The sequence below is a fragment of the Ramlibacter sp. PS4R-6 genome (assembly GCF_037572775.1).
Lineage (GTDB): Bacteria > Pseudomonadota > Gammaproteobacteria > Burkholderiales > Burkholderiaceae_C > Ramlibacter.
In genome coordinates this window covers 1,406,134-1,424,459 of sequence record NZ_JBBHKA010000001.1, presented here as the reverse complement: position 1 = coordinate 1,424,459, position 18,326 = coordinate 1,406,134, and the positions used below count along the sequence as shown (strand labels likewise).

At 62.1% G+C, this 18,326-nt stretch carries 5 protein-coding genes; 2 read left to right on the top strand and 3 right to left on the bottom strand.

What is annotated here, in order from left to right; translation table 11 throughout:
* Positions 1 to 4 precede the first annotated feature (4 nt).
* Together WG903_RS06900 and WG903_RS06895 are read left to right on the top strand one after the other, a co-directional pair.
* Entirely contained in the window at positions 5 to 1,519 is a 1,515-nt protein-coding gene (locus tag WG903_RS06900) for a UxaA family hydrolase (RefSeq protein WP_340073593.1), read from the top strand.
* Between the two features lies 1 nt (position 1,520).
* On the top strand, positions 1,521 to 2,591 hold the full coding sequence (locus WG903_RS06895; RefSeq protein WP_340073591.1) for a malate/lactate/ureidoglycolate dehydrogenase: 1,071 nt from the start codon (positions 1,521 to 1,523) through the stop codon (positions 2,589 to 2,591).
* Positions 2,592 to 2,600: 9 nt separating this feature from the next.
* Here the strand turns inward: WG903_RS06895 and WG903_RS06890 are convergent, their stop codons facing one another.
* The 3 genes from WG903_RS06890 to WG903_RS06880 form a co-directional block, all read right to left on the bottom strand.
* Positions 2,601 to 3,638 carry a hypothetical protein gene (locus tag WG903_RS06890; protein ID WP_340073588.1) on the bottom strand — a complete coding sequence of 346 codons (1,038 nt, stop codon included), beginning with the start codon at positions 3,636 to 3,638 and terminating at the stop codon, positions 2,601 to 2,603.
* Positions 3,639 to 3,756: 118 nt separating this feature from the next.
* On the bottom strand, positions 3,757 to 17,742 hold the full coding sequence (locus WG903_RS06885; protein ID WP_340073585.1) for a putative Ig domain-containing protein: 13,986 nt from the start codon (positions 17,740 to 17,742) through the stop codon (positions 3,757 to 3,759).
* Positions 17,743 to 18,267 (bottom strand): hypothetical protein, encoded by a 525-nt coding sequence (locus tag WG903_RS06880; protein WP_340073583.1) that lies wholly within the window; start codon positions 18,265 to 18,267, stop codon positions 17,743 to 17,745.
* Between the last annotated feature and the right edge of the window lie 59 nt (positions 18,268 to 18,326).

Below are 18,326 nucleotides of genomic sequence, written 5' to 3'. Positions count from 1 at the left end.
CATCATGACCCCCTTCATCCGCCTGCATCCCGACGACGACGTCATCATCGCGCGCAGCCAGCTCGTGGGCGGCGCCACCGTGGAGAACGTCGCCGTCAAGGGCCTCATCCCGCCCGGCCACAAGGTCGCGATGCGCGACATCGCCACCGGCCAGCCGGTGCGCCGCTACAACCAGATCATCGGCTTCGCCAGCAAGCCGATCGCCGCCGGCGAGCACGTGCACACGCACAACCTCGTGATGGGCGAGTTCACGCGCGACTACGCCTTTGGCGCGGACGTGAAGCCCGAGCCGCCGCGCAAGCAGGCGACCTTCCTGGGCATCAAGCGCGCCGACGGCCGCGTGGCCACGCGCAACTACATCGGCATCCTGTCCAGCGTGAACTGCTCGGCGACGGCGGCGCGCGCCATCGCCGACCACTTCTCGCGCTTGACGAACCCCGAGGCGATGGCGGCGTACCCGAACGTCGACGGCGTGGTCGCGTTGACGCACGGCACCGGCTGCGGCATGGACACCGAAGGCTTCGGCATGAAGATCCTCGAGCGCGTGCTCGCGGGCTATGCGACACACGCCAACTTCTGGGGCGTGCTGGTCGTGGGCCTGGGGTGCGAGGCCAACCAGATCAACGCCTGGCTGGCCCATTCGTCCTTGCGCGAAGGCGAGACGCTGAAGGTCTTCAACATCCAGGATACGGGCGGCACGCGCAAGACGGTGGAGCGCGGCATCGCCCTGATCGAGGAGATGCTGCCGCAGGCCAACCGCGTGCGGCGCGAGCCCTGCTCGGCCGAGCACATCACCATCGGCCTGCAGTGCGGCGGCAGCGACGGCTATTCGGGCATCAGCGCCAACCCGGCGCTGGGCGCGGCGGTGGACCTGCTGGTGGCGCACGGCGGCACGGCCATCCTGTCGGAGACGCCGGAGATCTATGGCGCGGAACACCTGCTGACCAAGCGCGCCGTGTCGCGCGAAGTGGGCGAGAAGCTGATCGAGCGCATCCACTGGTGGGAGCACTACACCAAGGTGAACGAAGGCGAGATGAACAACAACCCCTCGCCGGGCAACAAGGCGGGCGGCCTCACGACCATCCTCGAGAAGTCGCTGGGCGCCGTCGCCAAGGGCGGCACGACCAACCTCAAGGCGGTGTACGAGTACGCGGAGCCCGTCACCGCGCACGGCTTCGTCTACATGGACACGCCCGGCTACGACCCCGTGAGCGCCACGGGCCAGGTGGCCGGCGGCGCCAACATGATCTGCTTCACCACCGGCCGCGGCTCCGCCTACGGCTGCGCGCCTTCGCCTTCGCTCAAGCTCGCCACCAACACCACGCTGTGGCAGCGGCAGGAGGAGGACATGGACATCAACTGCGGCGAGATCATCGACGGCAAGGCGTCCATCCAGGAGATGGGCGAGCGCATCTTCCGCCTGGTGCTGGCCACCGCGTCGGGCGAGCGCAGCAAGAGCGAGGTGCACGGCTACGGGCAGAACGAGTTCGTGCCCTGGCAGGTCGGCGCGGTGATGTGAGATGACGAAGGTCGTATCGGCAGAGGCGCTCACCGCCGACTGCACGAAGATCCTGCGGGCCGCCGGCAGCCACGAAGACGAGGCGCGGCGTGTCGCCGAGAACCTGGTCCTCGCCAACCTGAGCGGGCACGACTCGCACGGCGTGGGCATGCTTCCGCGCTACGTCGACTCGATCCTGGAAGGCGGGCTGCAACCCAACGCGCACGCGAAGGTGAACGTCGACGCCGCGAGCCTGATCGCCATGGACGGCCAGCGCGGCTACGGGCAGATCGTCGGCGAAGAGGCGATGGTGCTGGGCATGCAGCGCGCCAAGCAGACGGGCAGCTGCATCCTGACGCTGGCCAACGCGCACCACCTGGGGCGCATCGGCCACTTCGCCGAGATGGCGGTGGCGCAGGGCTTCGTCTCCATCCATTTCGTCAACGTGCTGTCGCGGCCGGTGGTGGCCGCGTGGAACGGCGCGGATGGGCGCTACGGCACCAACCCGTGCTGCATCGGTATCCCGCTCAAAGGCCGCGATCCCTTCGTGCTGGACTTCGCGACCAGCCGCGTGGCGCAAGGCAAGATGCGCGTGGCGCACAACGAGGGGCGCAAGGTGGATGCGGGACTGCTGATCGACGAGCATGGGCGGCCGACCATCGACCCGGGTGTCGTCGTCGTGCCGCAGACGAACGGGCTGTTCGGCGCGCTGATGCCGTTCGGCGAGCACAAGGGCTTCGGGCTGGCGGTGGCCTGTGAATTGCTCGGCGGGGCGCTGACAGGTGGCGGCACGTGGCACGTGCCTGCGAACACGAAACGCGCGGTCTTCAACGGCATGCTCACGATCCTCATCGACCCGCAGAAGCTGGGCACGCGCGAGAAGTTCGAGAGCGATGCGCTCGCCTTCGTCGACTGGCTCCGGCAAAGCCCGCCGGCGCCGGGGACGGAAGGCGTGATGGTTGCGGGTGAGCCGGAGCGCATTGCGCGCGAGGAGCGCAGGCGTTCGGGGATTGCGGTGGACGACACGACCTGGGGCGAGATCGCGGCGTCGGCACGCAAGGTCGGCATCCAGCAGCTAGCTGCGCCGCATTGATTCAGACGCCTACTCGAGACGGTGCCGTTGGCTTTCCAGCCACTGCCGGACATCCGGCCTGAGTGACGGAACAGCTTCGTGGAACTTCCGGAGCGTCGCTTCACTCCATGACGGGCGTGCTTCGGCAAACCGCGGATCAGCGTCGTGGTACTCGGCGCCTAGCGTCGTGCGCAGCCACTCGTTTTCGTCGTGCAGCATCGGCAGCAAGGGCGCGGCTTCATCTCTGGTGAGTGCAAACTTGGGGCCCGGCAAAGCCCGCAGCGCGCGCATCCCGGCGTCTTGCCGGTGTTCTCGCAATTCGCGCGGCGATGCATGGCTTCGCCCGAACCGCTCGAAAATCAATGAAAGCGTCCGAGTAGCGGCGTCGCTTGCTCCTTCGTTCGCGCGTACGGTCCGTACGGATGCTGCGCCCGGGAAGCCGATGGCTTCGAGAAAGAAGGCCGCCGGGCCGGCGCCATGCCGCACTGCGCGCTCGTGGCTGTAGAACTCCACACCCGGAAAGACGCGCCGGATGACTTCGATCCTGGGCCGCACGATCCCACCGACGTCGACGAACTCCTGGACCGCTTGTGCGATGGTCATCATCATCTGACCGGCGACGCGCTGTGCGACCATGGATTGCAGCCATGTGGAAATGTGGCGAACGTGGCACATCACCCGCAAGGAGCAACCTTGCGATGCGAACCAGTCACTCATGGTGCGAAGCTCGTCTTCGGCGAAGACAGAAACACTCTCGGCGACGAACAGCACCGACCGCGTGTCCCGCGCCAGCGCTGCGGCAAATTCCTTTCGTTGCCGCTCCTGAACTTCGGGCGAGAACTCGCCATCCAGCGCAAACTGCCCTGCCAATCCGAGACGGCCCGGATCGGCGCGAAACAGCTCCTTGAGAAAGAGCGAGTGGTTGCTGTCCCGTCGTGTTTTCATGTTCACGACGGGATACTCGAACCCGGCCGCGCGCAGCGCTTCGCGGTTTGCGAAGCAAGTCTCCTGGATGGACGTTGTCGCGGTCTTGTGGAGCCCGGCAAGGAGGATGACCGCCTTTGTCATGGCTCCATTTTGCTGAGTCCAGCTACCATCCAGCAAGCACGCGATGTTGACATGCCCCGAGGATGAGCCACCCATCACTCTGACAAGCACGCGGGGACTGCTGGAATACGAAAATCGATCAACTCCAGTTTGCGGCAATCGCCTGCGCCACACTTTCGTAGCCCGGTGGCAGCGTAGTCTGGCCCCCCGCAGGCGGATTGAAACCAGCCATTGCATTTACCAGGTTTTGCACTTGGCTATCAAGCAGCATCTTGCTATCGCCGGTGCGGAATTGCTCGACATGGAATTGGTTGCCCCCGTACCAGTTCGTGATGAGGAACCGGTCGTTGGTCCCAATGACCATAACTTCGAGATCCATGTTCCTCTGACGGAACCACAACTGACTGCTGGCGATGTCAGGACCGAAAACAGCGACATCGGTATTCCCCGCGGTCGAGTCGTTCTCGATGATGTTGTCATTCCCGTATCCCCGAGCCATGACGTAAGTGTCATTGCCCGTTCCCCCCGTCAGATCGTCGCTCCCCGCACCTCCGTTGAGCGTGTCGTTCCCGGCGAGTCCGCTGAATTTGTTGTTCTGGGACGATCCTGTCAACGCATTGTCGGAGGCGTTGCCCGTTCCATTGGCGCCGGAACTGCTTTCCAGGATCAACAGGTTTTCGACATTTGCCGCAAGCGTGAAGGTGAACTTGGTTTGGACCGAGTCCACTCCCTCGTCCGCATTCTCGGTGATGGTATCCGTCGTCGTATCGACAAGGTAGACGTCGTTGCCCGTGCCCCCCGCGAGAGTGTCCACTCCACCTTCACCGTCGAGAGTATCGTCCCCTCCGGCTCCTTGAAGAGTGTCATTGCCGGAGTGTCCACTGAGCAGATTGTTCAATTGGTTCCCGCCCACCCATGCGCCCGATCCAGATCGGGAGTCCAGGTTTTCGAGGTTCGCACCCAACGTGTAGTTGATGTAGCTGGTAACCGTGTCGATACCTTCCCCAGCGAATTCGGTCACCACATCCGTTGCGTCTTTCACCTCGTAGGTGTCGTCGCCCTGGCCGCCGAGCATTGCATCGCTGCCCGCTTCACCGCGCAAGTCGTCGTTCCCTGCCCCGCCGTAGAGAGTGTCGTCGCCATCACCCCCTTTCAAGACGTTCGCCCCGGCATTGCCCGTAATCACATTGACGAGGGCATTGCCGGTGCCATCGACATCGCCGGTTCCCGTCAACAGCAGGTTCTCGAAATTCAGGCCTAGGCTCCAGGAGTTGAAGCTCGCCACCGTGTCTACACCCTCGCCTGCTTGCTCGGTTATTGTCCCCGCCCCACCGTAGACGTAGTAGAGATCATCGCCCGCACCGCCTTTGAGCGTATCCGCGCCTCCCCCGCCGTCCAGCGTGTCGTTGCCCGCGCCCCCTTGAAGCGAGTTTCCGCCCGAGTTGCCGATGAGAACGTTGTTCAACTCGTTCCCGGTTCCGTTGCGATTGTTCGAACCCGTCAACACGAGTTTCTCGACGTTCGCACCGAGCACATAGGTCAGGGATGTATTGACGGTGTCGAAGCCTTCGTTCGCGTTTTCCGTAACGACATCGCCGGCATTGTCGACGTAATACGTGTCGTCACCCGCTCCACCACGCATGGTGTCGGCCCCCGCCATGCCGTCGAGTGTGTCGTTGCCTCCTGCGCCTACCAGGCTATCGTTGCCGGCCGTCCCGACGAGGTTCTGGCTTGTGTCAACGTGGAGCTGCAATGCCTGCGACGCTGAAAGACCGCTCTTGTCGGTTGCCGTGATCTTCAGACCGAAATCGCCGCCGTCACCCAAGCCAGGTGTACCGGTGAACGTGCGAGTGGCGGCGTTGAATGTGATCCATGACGGAATAGGCGATCCGTCTGTCCTCGTCGCCGTATAGGTAAGAGAGTCGCCCACGTCGACATCCTTGAAAGCCGTGGCAGCGAACATGTAGCTTGCGGAGCTTCCGGCGAGTGCCGACCAGTTGGCGAGAGTGCCCACCGCAGTGGGCGCGTCGTTGACGTTGTTCACCGTGACGGAGAAAACCGTGCTCGCGGACCCTCCCCTGCCGTCGTCGGCGGTAACTTTCAGGGACAAGGGTCCGACATAGGCATTTGTAGGCGTACCGACCAACTTGTGCTCGTTCGACACGAACGTCAACCATCCGGGCAACGACGCACCCGACTCCTGCTTGACCGTGTAGCTCAACTGGCTGCCTTGGTCCACGTCCTTGAAGGCAGGGATGTAGAACGTCCACGGCGAATCCTCGTCGACGGACTGTGGCAGGATGGTCACCGCCTCGGGTGCATCGTTCGTGTTCTCGACGGTGATGTTGAAGCTGGTATGGGTGCTGGCCCCGGCCAAGTCGGTAGCCGTCACCTTGATACCCACGACTCCGACGTCATCGTTAACCGGCGTGCCGCTGAACGTGCGACTCGCGGCATTGAAGGACAGCCAACTGGGCAGGGCGCTCCCATCGGAACGCTTCGCACTGTAAGAAAGCACGTCGTTCGGGTCCGGATCTGTGAAGGCACCTGCCGCAAAGGTGTAGTTGAACGCCTGATCTTCCTTCGTGTTCACGCTCGAAATGCCTTGCAAGGGGTGCGGCGCGTCATTGGTGTTTTGGACAGCCACCGTGAAGGTCGCGGCGGCCCACGCCCCGCTCGTGTCGTAGGCCCGCACCGTGACCGTGAGGTCGCCCACATCAGCCTGCGCGGGAGTCCCACTGAAAGTCCGCGTTTGTGGATCGAACGAGAGCCACGAGGGCAGGAACAGCCCCGCGCCTGTTCCGCGCGATGCTCCGTAAACCAATGTGTCACCCGGATCGACGTCGGAGAAAGTCGACGCCGGAACGGTGAAAGTCCACAAGGCGTCTTCGTAGGCGGTCTGCGTTGAAATGCCAGCCGACACGGGTGCGTCGTTGACGTTGCGCACCGTCAGGTCGAAGCTGGTGCCGACGCTCTCCCCAGCGGTATCTGTCGCTGTCACGGTGATACCCAGAGTGCCAACGTTTTCGTTGGCGGGTGTACCGCTGAACGTATGAGTGGCCACGTTGAACGCCAGCCATGAAGGCAGCGCGGAACCGTCCACCATCGTTGCTACATACGTCAGCGTGTCACCGACATCCGCATCGCTGAAAGTCGAAGACGGCACGGCGAATGTCCATGCGCCATCCTCGTCGATCTGGACGTCGTCGATGGTGTTGGCCACCACGGGCGCCACATTGAGCAATGTGACCGACAAGTCGAAAGTTGTCGCTGCCACGGCGCCGGCCGAATCCGTTGCCTTGACGGTGATCGTTCGGGGGCCGCCTTGCACATGGCCCGGCGTACCGCTGAACGTGCGTGTCGTGGGGTCGAACGACAGCCAGGACGCATCCTCCGCGGGGATCACGGCCGAGTACGTCAGCACGTCGTTCGCGTCCACATCAGCAAACGCTGAAGCATCCACTGAATACGTCCAGGCTTGCCCTTCGGTTGCCGCCTGCGCCTCGATCGAGCCGACGGCAAAAGGCGCATCGTTCACATTGCGAACCGTGACCGCAAAAGTCGTGCTCACGCTCGCGCCCACTGCATCGGTGGCCGTAATGCGCACCGAAAGGCTTCCGACGTCGCCATTGGCCGGCACACCGCTGAACGTACGCGTGCTGGCATTGAACGACAACCAAGAGGGCAGCGCCTGGCCGTCCGCGAGCGAAGCGGACAGGGTGAGCGTGTCGCCGGCATCGACATCGCCGAAGGTCGATGCGGGAACTGCGAAGGTCCAGTTGCTGTCCTCGTCCACGGTCTTGTCGCCGATGGTCGCGACGACGGTAGGTGCGTCGTTCACATCGGCCACGGTAAGCAAGAAGTCGATTGCTGCGACCGCACCGGCCGCATCGGTCGCCATGACGGTGACGCTCTGCGCCCCGACCTGTGCGTTGGCAGGCGTCCCACTGAACGTGCGTGTGGCCGCGTCGAAGGCCAACCAGCCAGGCAGGGCCGAACCATTGGCCAGCCGCGCGGAGTACGTCAGCGAGTCACCAACATCCACGTCGGCGAACGCACCCGCTGCGACCGTGTACGTCCATGGCTGGTCCTCGGTTGCGGACTGCGCCGGAATGGACTGGATGACCGTGGGCGCGTCGTTCGTATTCGACACGAGCAGGTTGAATGTCGTGCTGACGCTCGCTCCTGCCGCATCCGTTGCCGCTACCTTGATCACAAGGCTTCCGACGTCGCCATTGCCAGGCGTACCGGAAAGCACACCCGTGGACGCGTTGAACGACAGCCAGGACGGAAGCGCAGAACCGTCCTGCAGCGTCGCGGCGAACGTCAGAGAGTCACCGGTATCGACGTCGCTGAACGCACCGGCGGTCGGGAACGTCCACAGCGAGTCTTCCGCCGCGCCTTGGTCGGGGATCGGCTGGACAAGCACAGGCGCGTCGTTCGTGTTCTGGACCACGAGCGCGAACGTGGTGCTCGCTGAGGCTCCAGCCGCATCCGTGCCAGTCAACCGCACATTGAGCGCGCCCACATTACCGTTCACGGGAGTTCCGGAGAACGTGCGGGCGGCGGCGTCGAAAGTGAGCCACGATGGAAGGGCGGTACCGTCCGCAAGCAAGGCGCCGAAGACGAGCGTCTCGCCGTCTGCATCCGAGAAAGTGGAGGCCGGGACGACCAGGCTCCACGCCGAATCCTCGGTCGCCATTTGGGCGCCGATGGGCTGCGTCACGACAGGTGCGTGGTTGACGTGGTTGACCGACAGCGTGAACGCGGTGCTTACCGCCGCTCCCGCTGCGTCGGTCGCCGTCACCTTGATGCTGAGCGAACCGATGTCGCCAGCGCCGGGCGTGCCGCTGAAAGTGCGAGAGGTGCTATCGAAAGAAATCCACGACGGCAAGGCGCTGCCATCCGCCAGGCTTGCGCCATAGGTCAGCACATCACTGGCGTCGACATCGTTGAACGTGCCGGTGGGAACCGCAAAACTCCAGGTCGAGTCTTCCGTTGCGCTTTGAATGGCTATTGCCTGGGCCACCGTCGGAGCGTCGTTCGCGTTGGGAACGGCAAGCGAGAAGGTCGTGCTACCGCTTGCGCCCACACTGTCTGTCGCGATGAGTTTGACGCTCAGCGTGCCGACATCGCCATTGGCGGGTGTGCCGCTAAAGGTGCATGTGGCGGCGTCGAAGGACAGCCAGGCGGGCAAGGGCACGCCGTTGGCAAGCTGCGCGGAATACGTCATCGTGTCGCCCGTGTCGACATCGGTGAATGTGTCCGCGGCAACGGCGAACGTCCACGGTTGGTCTTCCGTAGCGTTCTGGGCCTGGATCGTTTGCGCCGCGACGGGTGCGCTGTTGCCATCGGTGATCGCGAGCACGAAGACATCGCTCGCGGTCTGGTTGGCACCGTTCGTGACGGAAACCTTGATCGCCAGATTGTCATGGCTTCCCGTCGGCGGCGTACCGCTGAACGTGTGCGAGCGCGCGTCGAATGTCAGCCAACCCGGCAAGGCGCTGCCATTGGCGAGCGTGGCCGTGTAGACGAACATGTCGCCTGGATCCGCTTCGAAGAACGTATCGGCCGATACGGTGTACGACCAGTTTGCCCTTTCGTGGGCGGCCTGGTCCGCGATTGGGGCGGCAACCGATACTGCATGCGACTGGTTGGTGTAGTTGGTGACCGTGCCGTCGGCCGCCACCCGGGTGCCGGAAATCGTGCCGTCGGCATTGAAGGTCGTGGTGCCGTGCGAGCCATCCGCGCGCACCCAGCTGTCGCCCGTGGCCACGCCGCTCGCGTTGAGGGAGGTTGTCGTTCGGTCACCCAGGCCGTCGTCGATGTAGCGGGTGCCCGTGCCGTCATTGCCGTTCGTCGCCGTGCCGGAGCTCGATCCATCTGCGTAGAACACGTCAGTGCCCGACGTCGCGCCGTCCTGCCACGTGGCGGATAGCTTGGCGCCGTCGGCGGCGAACTGCGTGCGGGCCCATCTGCCTTCGCCAGCGCTGAAGAAATAGGTCTCGTAGGAGCCGTCGGCGCGGAACGTCGTTTCGGTGCTCGACGTTGCCGTCCACGACTTGGTTCCGTGGGTGCCATCCGACTTTTCCCAGGCTTCGCTGTGCTCGTCGCCCGAGTATTTACGCCAGTAATCCGGCCCGTGGTCCTCGCCGTAATACGAGCCGTCGGGGTTGTACACGTCGAACCACCAATAGCCGTCGCTGTCGGAATAGGTGTCGCCGGTCATGAAGCCGGTGCTGTCGAACGTTCCTTCCCAGCGCCACCAGCTGCCGTCGGGGCCCTGGTATTCGTCGAGCGTGTTGTCGCCCGCGGCGCTGTACTTGTAAGTCCTGAAGTCGCCAGGCCCGTAATACGTGATGTCCGTGTACGACCCATCGAGGAAGTGCCCCTCACCCGAGCCCGAGCCGTCGGCGTTGAAGGTGTCGCTGCCATAACTGCCGTCGGATAGCGTCCACGTGTCGCTCACCACATGGCCCGATGCATCAATTTCGCTCGTCGTTACCTTCTGCAGATTGCCTTCAGTCGTCGTGGCGATCCCTGTGCGGCCGCCGTCGGGGTGGTAGGTGTCGGAACCGAAGCTGCCATCCGTGTTCGTCCATGAACCGGTTTGCTTCCGGCCCGCAGCGTCGTAGGAGGTCGTGACTGTGTTCCCGCGACGTTCGTTGCTGACCGTATAGGAGCCGTCGGGGGCGTGCTCTTCAGTGACGATGTCGTCAGCGTTGGTCCAGTTGGTGAAGCCCCACGAACCGTCGTTAGCCCACCATCGGTCGCTTAGCAACTTGCCGGCTGCGTCGTAGCGCGCGGTCTCGGTGCGGTCCGTGAGTTTGAACGTGGTGCCCGTGCCCACGATGTCGCCGTCCGCATCACGATAAGTGGCGGTTTGCTTCCCCGTAGTGTCAGTGGCAAACGTTCCGGTCGAGCCGTCGGCATAAGTTGCTTCGCCGGTTGCGGAACCATCGAGGGCAAAGGTATCGCTGCCATGGGAACCGTCAGTCCGTGTCCAGGAGTCGGACCTTTTGACGCCCAGGTCAGAAAACTGCGTTGTGATCGTGTTGCCTTGCGCGTCGACAGCCGCAACGCTCCAGCTCCCATCGACAGCCCACGTCGTCGCGGAATTCGAGCCGTCGCCCGTGAACTCCGTAAGGACTTGCGTCCCATCGGCGATGTGCCGATCTTCGCGAAGCTTGATTCCCTGACCATCAAACGTCGTAAGGATAATCGTGCGTTGCGCATCCGTATGAAGCGTCACGTAGTCGACGATCTTTCCTGTCGCGTCGTAGTTGACGGTCTCGATGTCGCCGTCCTCACGCGGCGTGGCGACGACCGAACCCTTCAGGTGCCCTTGGGCGTCGTACATGTCGGTCTGGACGACCCCATCCGCATCACTCGACGTGATGTTCGTGCCCATGACGGAGCCAACGGCGTCGTATGTGGTGGCCGTGATAACGCGCCCACTTTGCGAAACGACCGTCGCGGTGTAGCCGAGAAGGCTGTCCTCCGCGTCGTAACGGGTGCCCATCGCATTGCCGTCGCCGTCGCCAATCGACTCGTCATAGCCGCTGTAGCGCCCCGCTGCATCGAAGTGGTCGACCCGTCTCGAGCCGGCGGCACGGGTGTCGTAGCCCAAAAGAGCTCCGCTGGCGGAGTAACGACTTGTCGTGATGCCGCCATCGACGGTAGTCAACACCACTTCGCGCTGGCTGATGTGCCCTTGCGCATCCAGCTGGAGCGTGGTGACCGTGCCTTGACCATCGTCTGTGAATCGGCTTGTCACGCGCCCCCGCACGTCGTAGGCGGAGCCAACGCGCGTGCTGCCCACATTTACACTCACCTCGTAACCTGGGTCGGTGTGAATCTTGGTCCTGGAGAGAATGGTCCCGTCGCTGTTGTACAGGATGTGCTCCTGGTCGCACGGATTTTCCGTAGGCCGATGCGTGATTTCGAAGTACCAATCATCGGGGGTGTAGGTATGGCTGGTGTGCTGCGCAGTGCCACCGGAAGGAACGAGACCCGGGACCGGGGCGGGGGGAGCGGGCGGGAGCGCGACTGGTGGCGGTTTGTAGGTTTCTACGACCAAGTGGCCCGTGGCATCCGGGTAGTTCGCTACCGTCAGGACACCTTGCGCATTTCGTGAGAATTTGACGTAGTGCCCCTCCGGGTTGGCGCTAACGCCGGTCATGCTGCCATCGGCATTGTAGGTGTCGCTGCCATAGCTTCCATCGTTGTGGAACCACACATCGGCTATCTTCGTTTTGACGGCGTTGTAGGTGACGAGGCGCATGTTGCCCGCGCCGTCGTCTTCGAAGACGTCGTAGTTCCCCGAGCCATTGAAAGCGGAGATGAGCCTGCTATACGCGGTCGACGCGCCACCGACAATCGTGAGCCGGCCGGGATCGTATTGAGTTCCGACGCGTCTTATGTCGATGTCTTTTTGCCCCGAACTACGGAGTGTCACGGTGATAGAAGCATCAAGGTAGTAGTCACGAATGTAGTAGTCGCCAACCTCCGGGGAAGAGCCATCACGCTCCGACGGAGCGTCCCAGTACGAGAGCACGTAGTACTGAGTATCGAAAAAGGACGCCGTCTTTCCAGCCCAGAGTTGCCACCAAGCATTCAGCAATGCACCCTGTACTCCGTTGTCCATCGTGTGAAATTCACCGTCGTAGTCACCCATGCCGAGCTGACCACTCGGAACGTAGTTGATGAACCATGACGTGGCGATGAATTCGCGCTCGTGTTCTTCGCGGAGACCGGCGCTGCCGTCTGCGGCGTCCCAAGCCTGGTAGTAAGGCAGATTTCTTGCTTCCGTCGCCTCGAGGTAGTTAACGACACCGTTAAAGTCTTCGGGGTCGACGGTAAGGCTGCCCGTCCCTCCGCCGGGATGCGCCCACTCCTGATTCACCGTGCTGCCATCCGGACCGTAGAAGGTCGTAATCCGGTTGAGGCCATCGGTCTGCTGCACGCTACTGCCGAGCACCTCACCGGCGCTGCCGAATTGGATGACGCGAAGCTTGCCGACGCCGTTGTTCTCGCGCATTTCGTAGCTTCCGTCGGCGCGCCAGGCGGTGGTCGTGCTCGAACCGTCTAGCAAGTAGGTTTCGCTGCCGTGCGTGCCATCAGCCTTCGACCAGCTCACGCTGGTTTTCTTCCCGTCGGTTCCGTAGATCGTCGAAGTCATCTCGCCCGGCGCGTTCCACATCACCACGCGGTGGCCGCCGTCCGGATAGTCGGTCTCTTCCGTACTTGGATACGTACGCCCGTCAATCTCCGTGCCGAGAAGCTTTCCGTGGGAATCGAAGGAGAGCACGGTGACGTGCCCGCGCCCGTCATCCGTGTAGGTCTCGTACGTCTCGTTGGCGTGATACGTGACGCCGGTACTCGATCCGTCCAAAGAAAACCTGTCGTTGCCACGCGATCCGTCCGCATGGTTCCAGGTGACAGTCGTCTTGAAGCCGCCGGCATCAAACGTTTCGTCCGTCCTGTCGCCCTGGCCGCTATCCGTGTAAGACGTATGCGTGCCGTCCAGGTTGTACGCGATGCCCGAGCTGGATCCGTCGGTGTTGTAGGTGTTGCTGCCGTGGCCACCGGCAGCAGTCGTCCACGTGTCGCTGAGCTTCGCGCCGGTGCCGTTGGGTCCCGAGAAGATCGTGGTGGTCGTTTGCGTGGGCGTGGCCACTGTCACTGACGACCCCGCGGGATTCCCGTTGGAGTCCGTCAGGTTGGTCGTGGTGGTGGTCGTGCCACTCGGCGGCGGAGCCGGCGCGGGCGGCGGCGGCGCAGGCGGATGGGCCTGGAGATACGCGGCCATCGCCGCAGCGCTCATCGTGGAGTTGTCCGCAAACTGGAACGCCCCCACGTTCGCGCCTACCGTCACCGTCTGCCCGGTGCCAACCTGGATTTGCATCGTGTCGCCTTCGACGACGCCGGTGATGGAGCCGGCCACGATGCCGTCCTGGAACACCACCGCATCCAGCTCGCTCTCGCTTTCGATGGTGATGTTGCCTGCTGCCTTCTTGTCGATCACGAAGACGTTCGCGCCGTCCCCGCCAATCAGCGTGTCGCTCCCGCCGCCGGCTTGCAAGGTGTCGTCGCCATCGCCGCCTTCGATCCAGTCGTCGCCCTCGTCGCCTTGCAGCACATCGTTGCCGACACCCCCGATGACCGTGTCGTTACCGCCGCCGGCTGCGATCTGGTCGTCGCCGCCCTCGCCGTCCAGATAATCGCTGCCCTCGCGGCTTCCCGTCGCACCGTTGGCATCGCCGAAAATCGTGTCGTTGCCGGCACCGCCGTACACCGTGTCGGCCGAGCCGCCGGCAACCACATAGTCTTCACCGTCTTCGGCGTCGATGTAATCGGCACCATAAAACTGCGCCGCGAAGTCTGCTTGGCCAGACGTGCCGCCGTCCCCAGACAACCGGTCGTTGCCCGCACCGCCATAGATCGTGTCGGCACCGCCGCCGCCAACCACCGTATCCGCACCGTCTTCGGCATCGATGTAGTCCGCACCGTGGAATTTGGCCTCGAGCGCGTTGTCGTCGCCTCGCATCAGGTCGTTGCCTGCGCCGCCATACAGCGTGTCTGCCGCACCGCCGCCAAAGAGCGTGTCATCGCCGTCCTCGCCGTCCATCAAGTCGTTGCCTTGCTTGTCGCCGGGCACGCGCGCGGTCGAGTTGTCGTCGCCTTGCAGCATGTCGTTGCCAATGCCGCCATAGAGGGTGTCGGCGCCACCTTGGCCGATCAGGCTGTCGTCACCGTCTTCGCCGTCGAGATAGTCGTTGCCGTGGAACGCAGCATCGAGGTACTCCCAGTCCGAACTCATGAACGACCCACTGTCACCCCACAGCTGGTCGCTGCCCACGCCGCCATACAGGACATCGTTGTTGCCCTGACCCACCAAGGTGTCGTCACCTTCGCCGCCATCAAGGAAATCCTGGCCATGCTGCGCAGCCGGCGCGTAGTCGACAGAGATATTCGCGCGCTTCGACTGACCGTCCCCAAAAAGGTAGTCGTTGCCTTCCTGGCCCAACACCAAGTCGTTGCCAATCGATCCGTAGACGATGTCCTTCCCATCGCCCGCCTCGACCCGGTCGTCCGCAACGCCGGCGTAGACGTGATCGTTGCCCGCCCCGGACTCGATGACGTTGCCCACGTCGTCGAACTGCTCGTCGCGGGCGACCGTGTTCTCCAACCGGCCACTTGGCTCACCCGTCAGATTCGTGGAACCGTTAGTCGTTAGGCTCCAGCCGAAGCCCGCCCACAAGAGCGACTCACCCGATGGCACGTACGGTGCCTCGCGTCCAGGCGTGTCGGTAGTCCACAGCCATCCGGTGGACGAGCCGTAGATGATGTCGTTGCCCTCGCCGCCAATGAGGGTGTCTGCGCCCAGACCGCCTTGCAGGATGTCGTTGCCGTCACCGCCGTCTATCGAGTCGGCACCGCCTCGCCCGAGCAGAGCGTCATTGCCACCGAGGCCGAGAATCTTCTCGGCTTCGTCGAACCCGCTGATGAGGTCTGCTGCGTTCGGTGAGTTAGGGTTGTCTTCGTCGACAGCATAGTTGTATTGGCCTTCGGCTGGCTGCTCGGGCTGGAAGACGAATTTGTTGTTGACGATCTTCTTGGTGAAGTCGCCGGTGATTATGCTGGCGGGATCGGGAGCATCATGAAGCGACAGGCCCCACGAATTGCTGGTTGCGAGCTTGCCACCTGCGCCCATGTAGTCGACACTGAGGGAACCAACCACATCTGCATCGAGGCCACCATCTTGAATCAACGCGAATGAGACCTGCGTCTGGCCTTCGGCTAGTGCGATGGTCGCGCCGTCCGCATCGATTACACGGTCGCCGACGACTACTTTGACGCTTTTGTCTTCCAGCCCGAAGAGGTGAAACACAAATGACTCGGCGGCCTTCGCGGCAGTCTTGAGATTCAGCATGAAGGTGGTCGCGGCACCTTCGATAATGTCCGTGGCCCGACCTACCAGCGCCTGGAGATTTGCATTCACGTCGCCCCAGAAACTCGGACCTGAGCCTTGCACAAGGGCGACTTTAGGGGTGTCATCCAGGTGGATGCCCAGATACGTTCCGCTCTTAGCCGCGGCGAAGTCGAAGTTGTTGATCGTGATGCTGTTCGCAGCATCGCCTTGGACGGTGATCTGCAGTTGCTTGCCGGTGGTCGACGCCTTTGATTCAAGCAGGAGATAACGCACCTTCTGATCGTCCGGCAACTCTTCTTGCCATTCGGCACCGGGGGCACCTATGCCAGTGCCACCAATTAGCCTCCAGCCATTGAGCATGATCCGGCCTGAGCCATCGGAGTCAATGAGGCTGTCTTTACCCCACGAGCCTGACATGACGTAGGTGTCATTGTCGGCCCCGCCCATGAGCGAGTCGTCGTTCTCGCCGCCTTCGAGCGAGTCGTCGCCAGCTCCACCCGCCATGGTGTCGTTGCCGACGCCGCCAAGCAATGAGTCATTGCCTCCGTCGCCCTGCAAATAGTCTCCCCCCATCTGACCGGACAGGTGATCGTTGCCTTCGCCACCGTACAGGTGGTCGTCGAGCGACTCGCCCAAGAGCGGGTCGTTGCCGGAGCCGCCGAATTTAACAAATCGAGAAGGAAGACTGCCGTTGCTCGTTTCGGTCAGAGTACGACCTGTGGTGAGATCAATGTATATGTTCTTCGCAGTCTGCGTAGCGCCGCCGGCGCTGATCAGGTTACCTGTGGCGTCGGCGACGTTGTATCGCATCAACGCCGTCAGCATCGCAGCGCGATCAGCAATCCATTCGTCCGTGAAACGCGCGGGCGTGCCACCCCTTTCTGCAAGCCACGTTGTATAGTCAACGGTCCGTGATGATTGCCAAAAGTCGTTGATATCCAATTCGAGCGCGGGGTTCTTAGCCGCGATCACAATTGGAGATAGGTCTTGCAGCGCTACGAGCGCGCCGAAGTCATTATGGGCTCGCGTACGCAAGCCCTGACTCGCGACCCCAATGGTCACCTTTCCAATGAGCGCCTGGAAGGCGCTGCCCTTCAAGAGCATTTCGATGTTCGCATGAAAATTGACGCGCGCATCCGGCTGCCCGAAGTTGGAACCATTCGCATCGCCCATTTGCGACAATTCAGTTCCCCGGCCCAGCAGAGCCATTCGAAGTCCGTCGAGCACGCCTTCATATGACGCGATCATCCGATTGCTGCCGGCCCGCACGATGGCGGACAACCTTTCAAAATCCAACGTAGGGTCCAACTGTGCGAGTACGTTGCCCAGCGAAAGAAGGTCCGTGAGCTTGTACATGTAGTGGTTGTTGATGACCTCCGACGTTAAGTCTTCTTGGAACAAGCCGACACGGACGCCGTACTGTTGGAAACCTACCGGGTCCCACGTGTTTGTAGTGACGTTAATCCCGTTCAGTGCAAAGTAGTTATTTTGCGAATGCGAGAATGTCTCCAGACTGAACTCTGGACCGATCGCCGATGCGATACGCGAAAATGCAAGATCAATATTTGACGTCGCGAGCTTGCTAAACCCTGCGCTGTTGAAGGTGTTGACAGTCTCAATGGGCCACTTGGCGCCGAATATCCGTGCGAAGGAGGTGGCGAGGTAGCCTCCTAAGCTGTGACCGTTGACGGATTTAGCCGAGGTAAGACCAGCCAAACTTCCGGCTGCCGGAACAAGATCCCCCAAAACAAAATCATTGTCTGTGGTCAACTTCACCTGTCTAACGAATACTGGATCGCCATCGGGATATCGCGCTGGAGTCGTTTCGCGGAGCCACCAATTCACCATGTCCGCCAACTGCCGATGAGCAAGTCCCGAGCTGGCCAAGTCGGGATCGGCATCCGTAAAATCGGGCCCTTCTTGAGTCCCTCGAAAAGAAATGAATGTCTGCCCCGCAAAAGAAGTCCCAACGTTCCCGCGCCAAACAACGGCTTCGAAGCTTGAAGACAGTCCGGCCGCAACGTCAAGGACCGTAAAGTTAGAGCCAATGTACCGTGCAAGCGCCGGCGTCATGCGCCCCGAAATCTGGTTGGCAAGCAGTGCCCCTGTCATGTCGATCGCTAACCCGTCGACATAGCTCGCGTCTGCGAGAAGGGCATTTATGTAAGCGTCATTGAGTGTTGCCGTCATTCACATCCTCCGCGCAGGCGGCTCCACGTAGTTGATCCCAAGTGACTTGAACGATGAAATCGATTTGGGAGGATTGGCGGGCCCACAATACCCCTTGAAAAGCAATGGGACGCGCCCCTCAGAAAGTCCGAGATGGCGCGCGAGCCAGCCTCCTTCGGCGAACAACTCGTCGTAGGTAACGACAGGTTTGCCGCTGGTCAGCTCCACAAATCTGAACGGCCTGCGCATGACGCGAATCCACGTTCCTTGGATCTGGATATTCGGTTGACTCGCGAAATACACTGACTTTCCAGCTGCAGATGAGATGTCGATATGAATCTGGGAATACTGAGAACACAGCTCTTGGAACTGCTCTCGTCCGACGATTTCATCAATGAAGGGAAGTGTGAGCGCAGCTGCGAATGATGGTGCTCCTACGAGAATTCGGAGGAAAAGAAGGTCGAGTTTCTTTGTGAGTAAGACGGTAAGCCAGGCGACGAGAGCGGCCCACAGTAAGATCACGAGCAGAAGGTAGATGCCTGTCATTTAGAAAATCCCCATCTGACCGCAGTAAGGACGCATATATATAGCCAATATTTCATACA

Coding starts and splice junctions, on each gene's coding strand:
- WG903_RS06900 (WP_340073593.1), top strand. CDS start 5: ATGACCCCCTTCATCCGCCTGCATCCCGACGACGACGTCATCATCGCG.
- WG903_RS06895 (WP_340073591.1), top strand. CDS start 1,521: ATGACGAAGGTCGTATCGGCAGAGGCGCTCACCGCCGACTGCACGAAG.
- WG903_RS06890 (WP_340073588.1), bottom strand. CDS start 3,638: ATGACAAAGGCGGTCATCCTCCTTGCCGGGCTCCACAAGACCGCGACA.
- WG903_RS06885 (WP_340073585.1), bottom strand. CDS start 17,742: ATGACGGCAACACTCAATGACGCTTACATAAATGCCCTTCTCGCAGAC.
- WG903_RS06880 (WP_340073583.1), bottom strand. CDS start 18,267: ATGACAGGCATCTACCTTCTGCTCGTGATCTTACTGTGGGCCGCTCTC.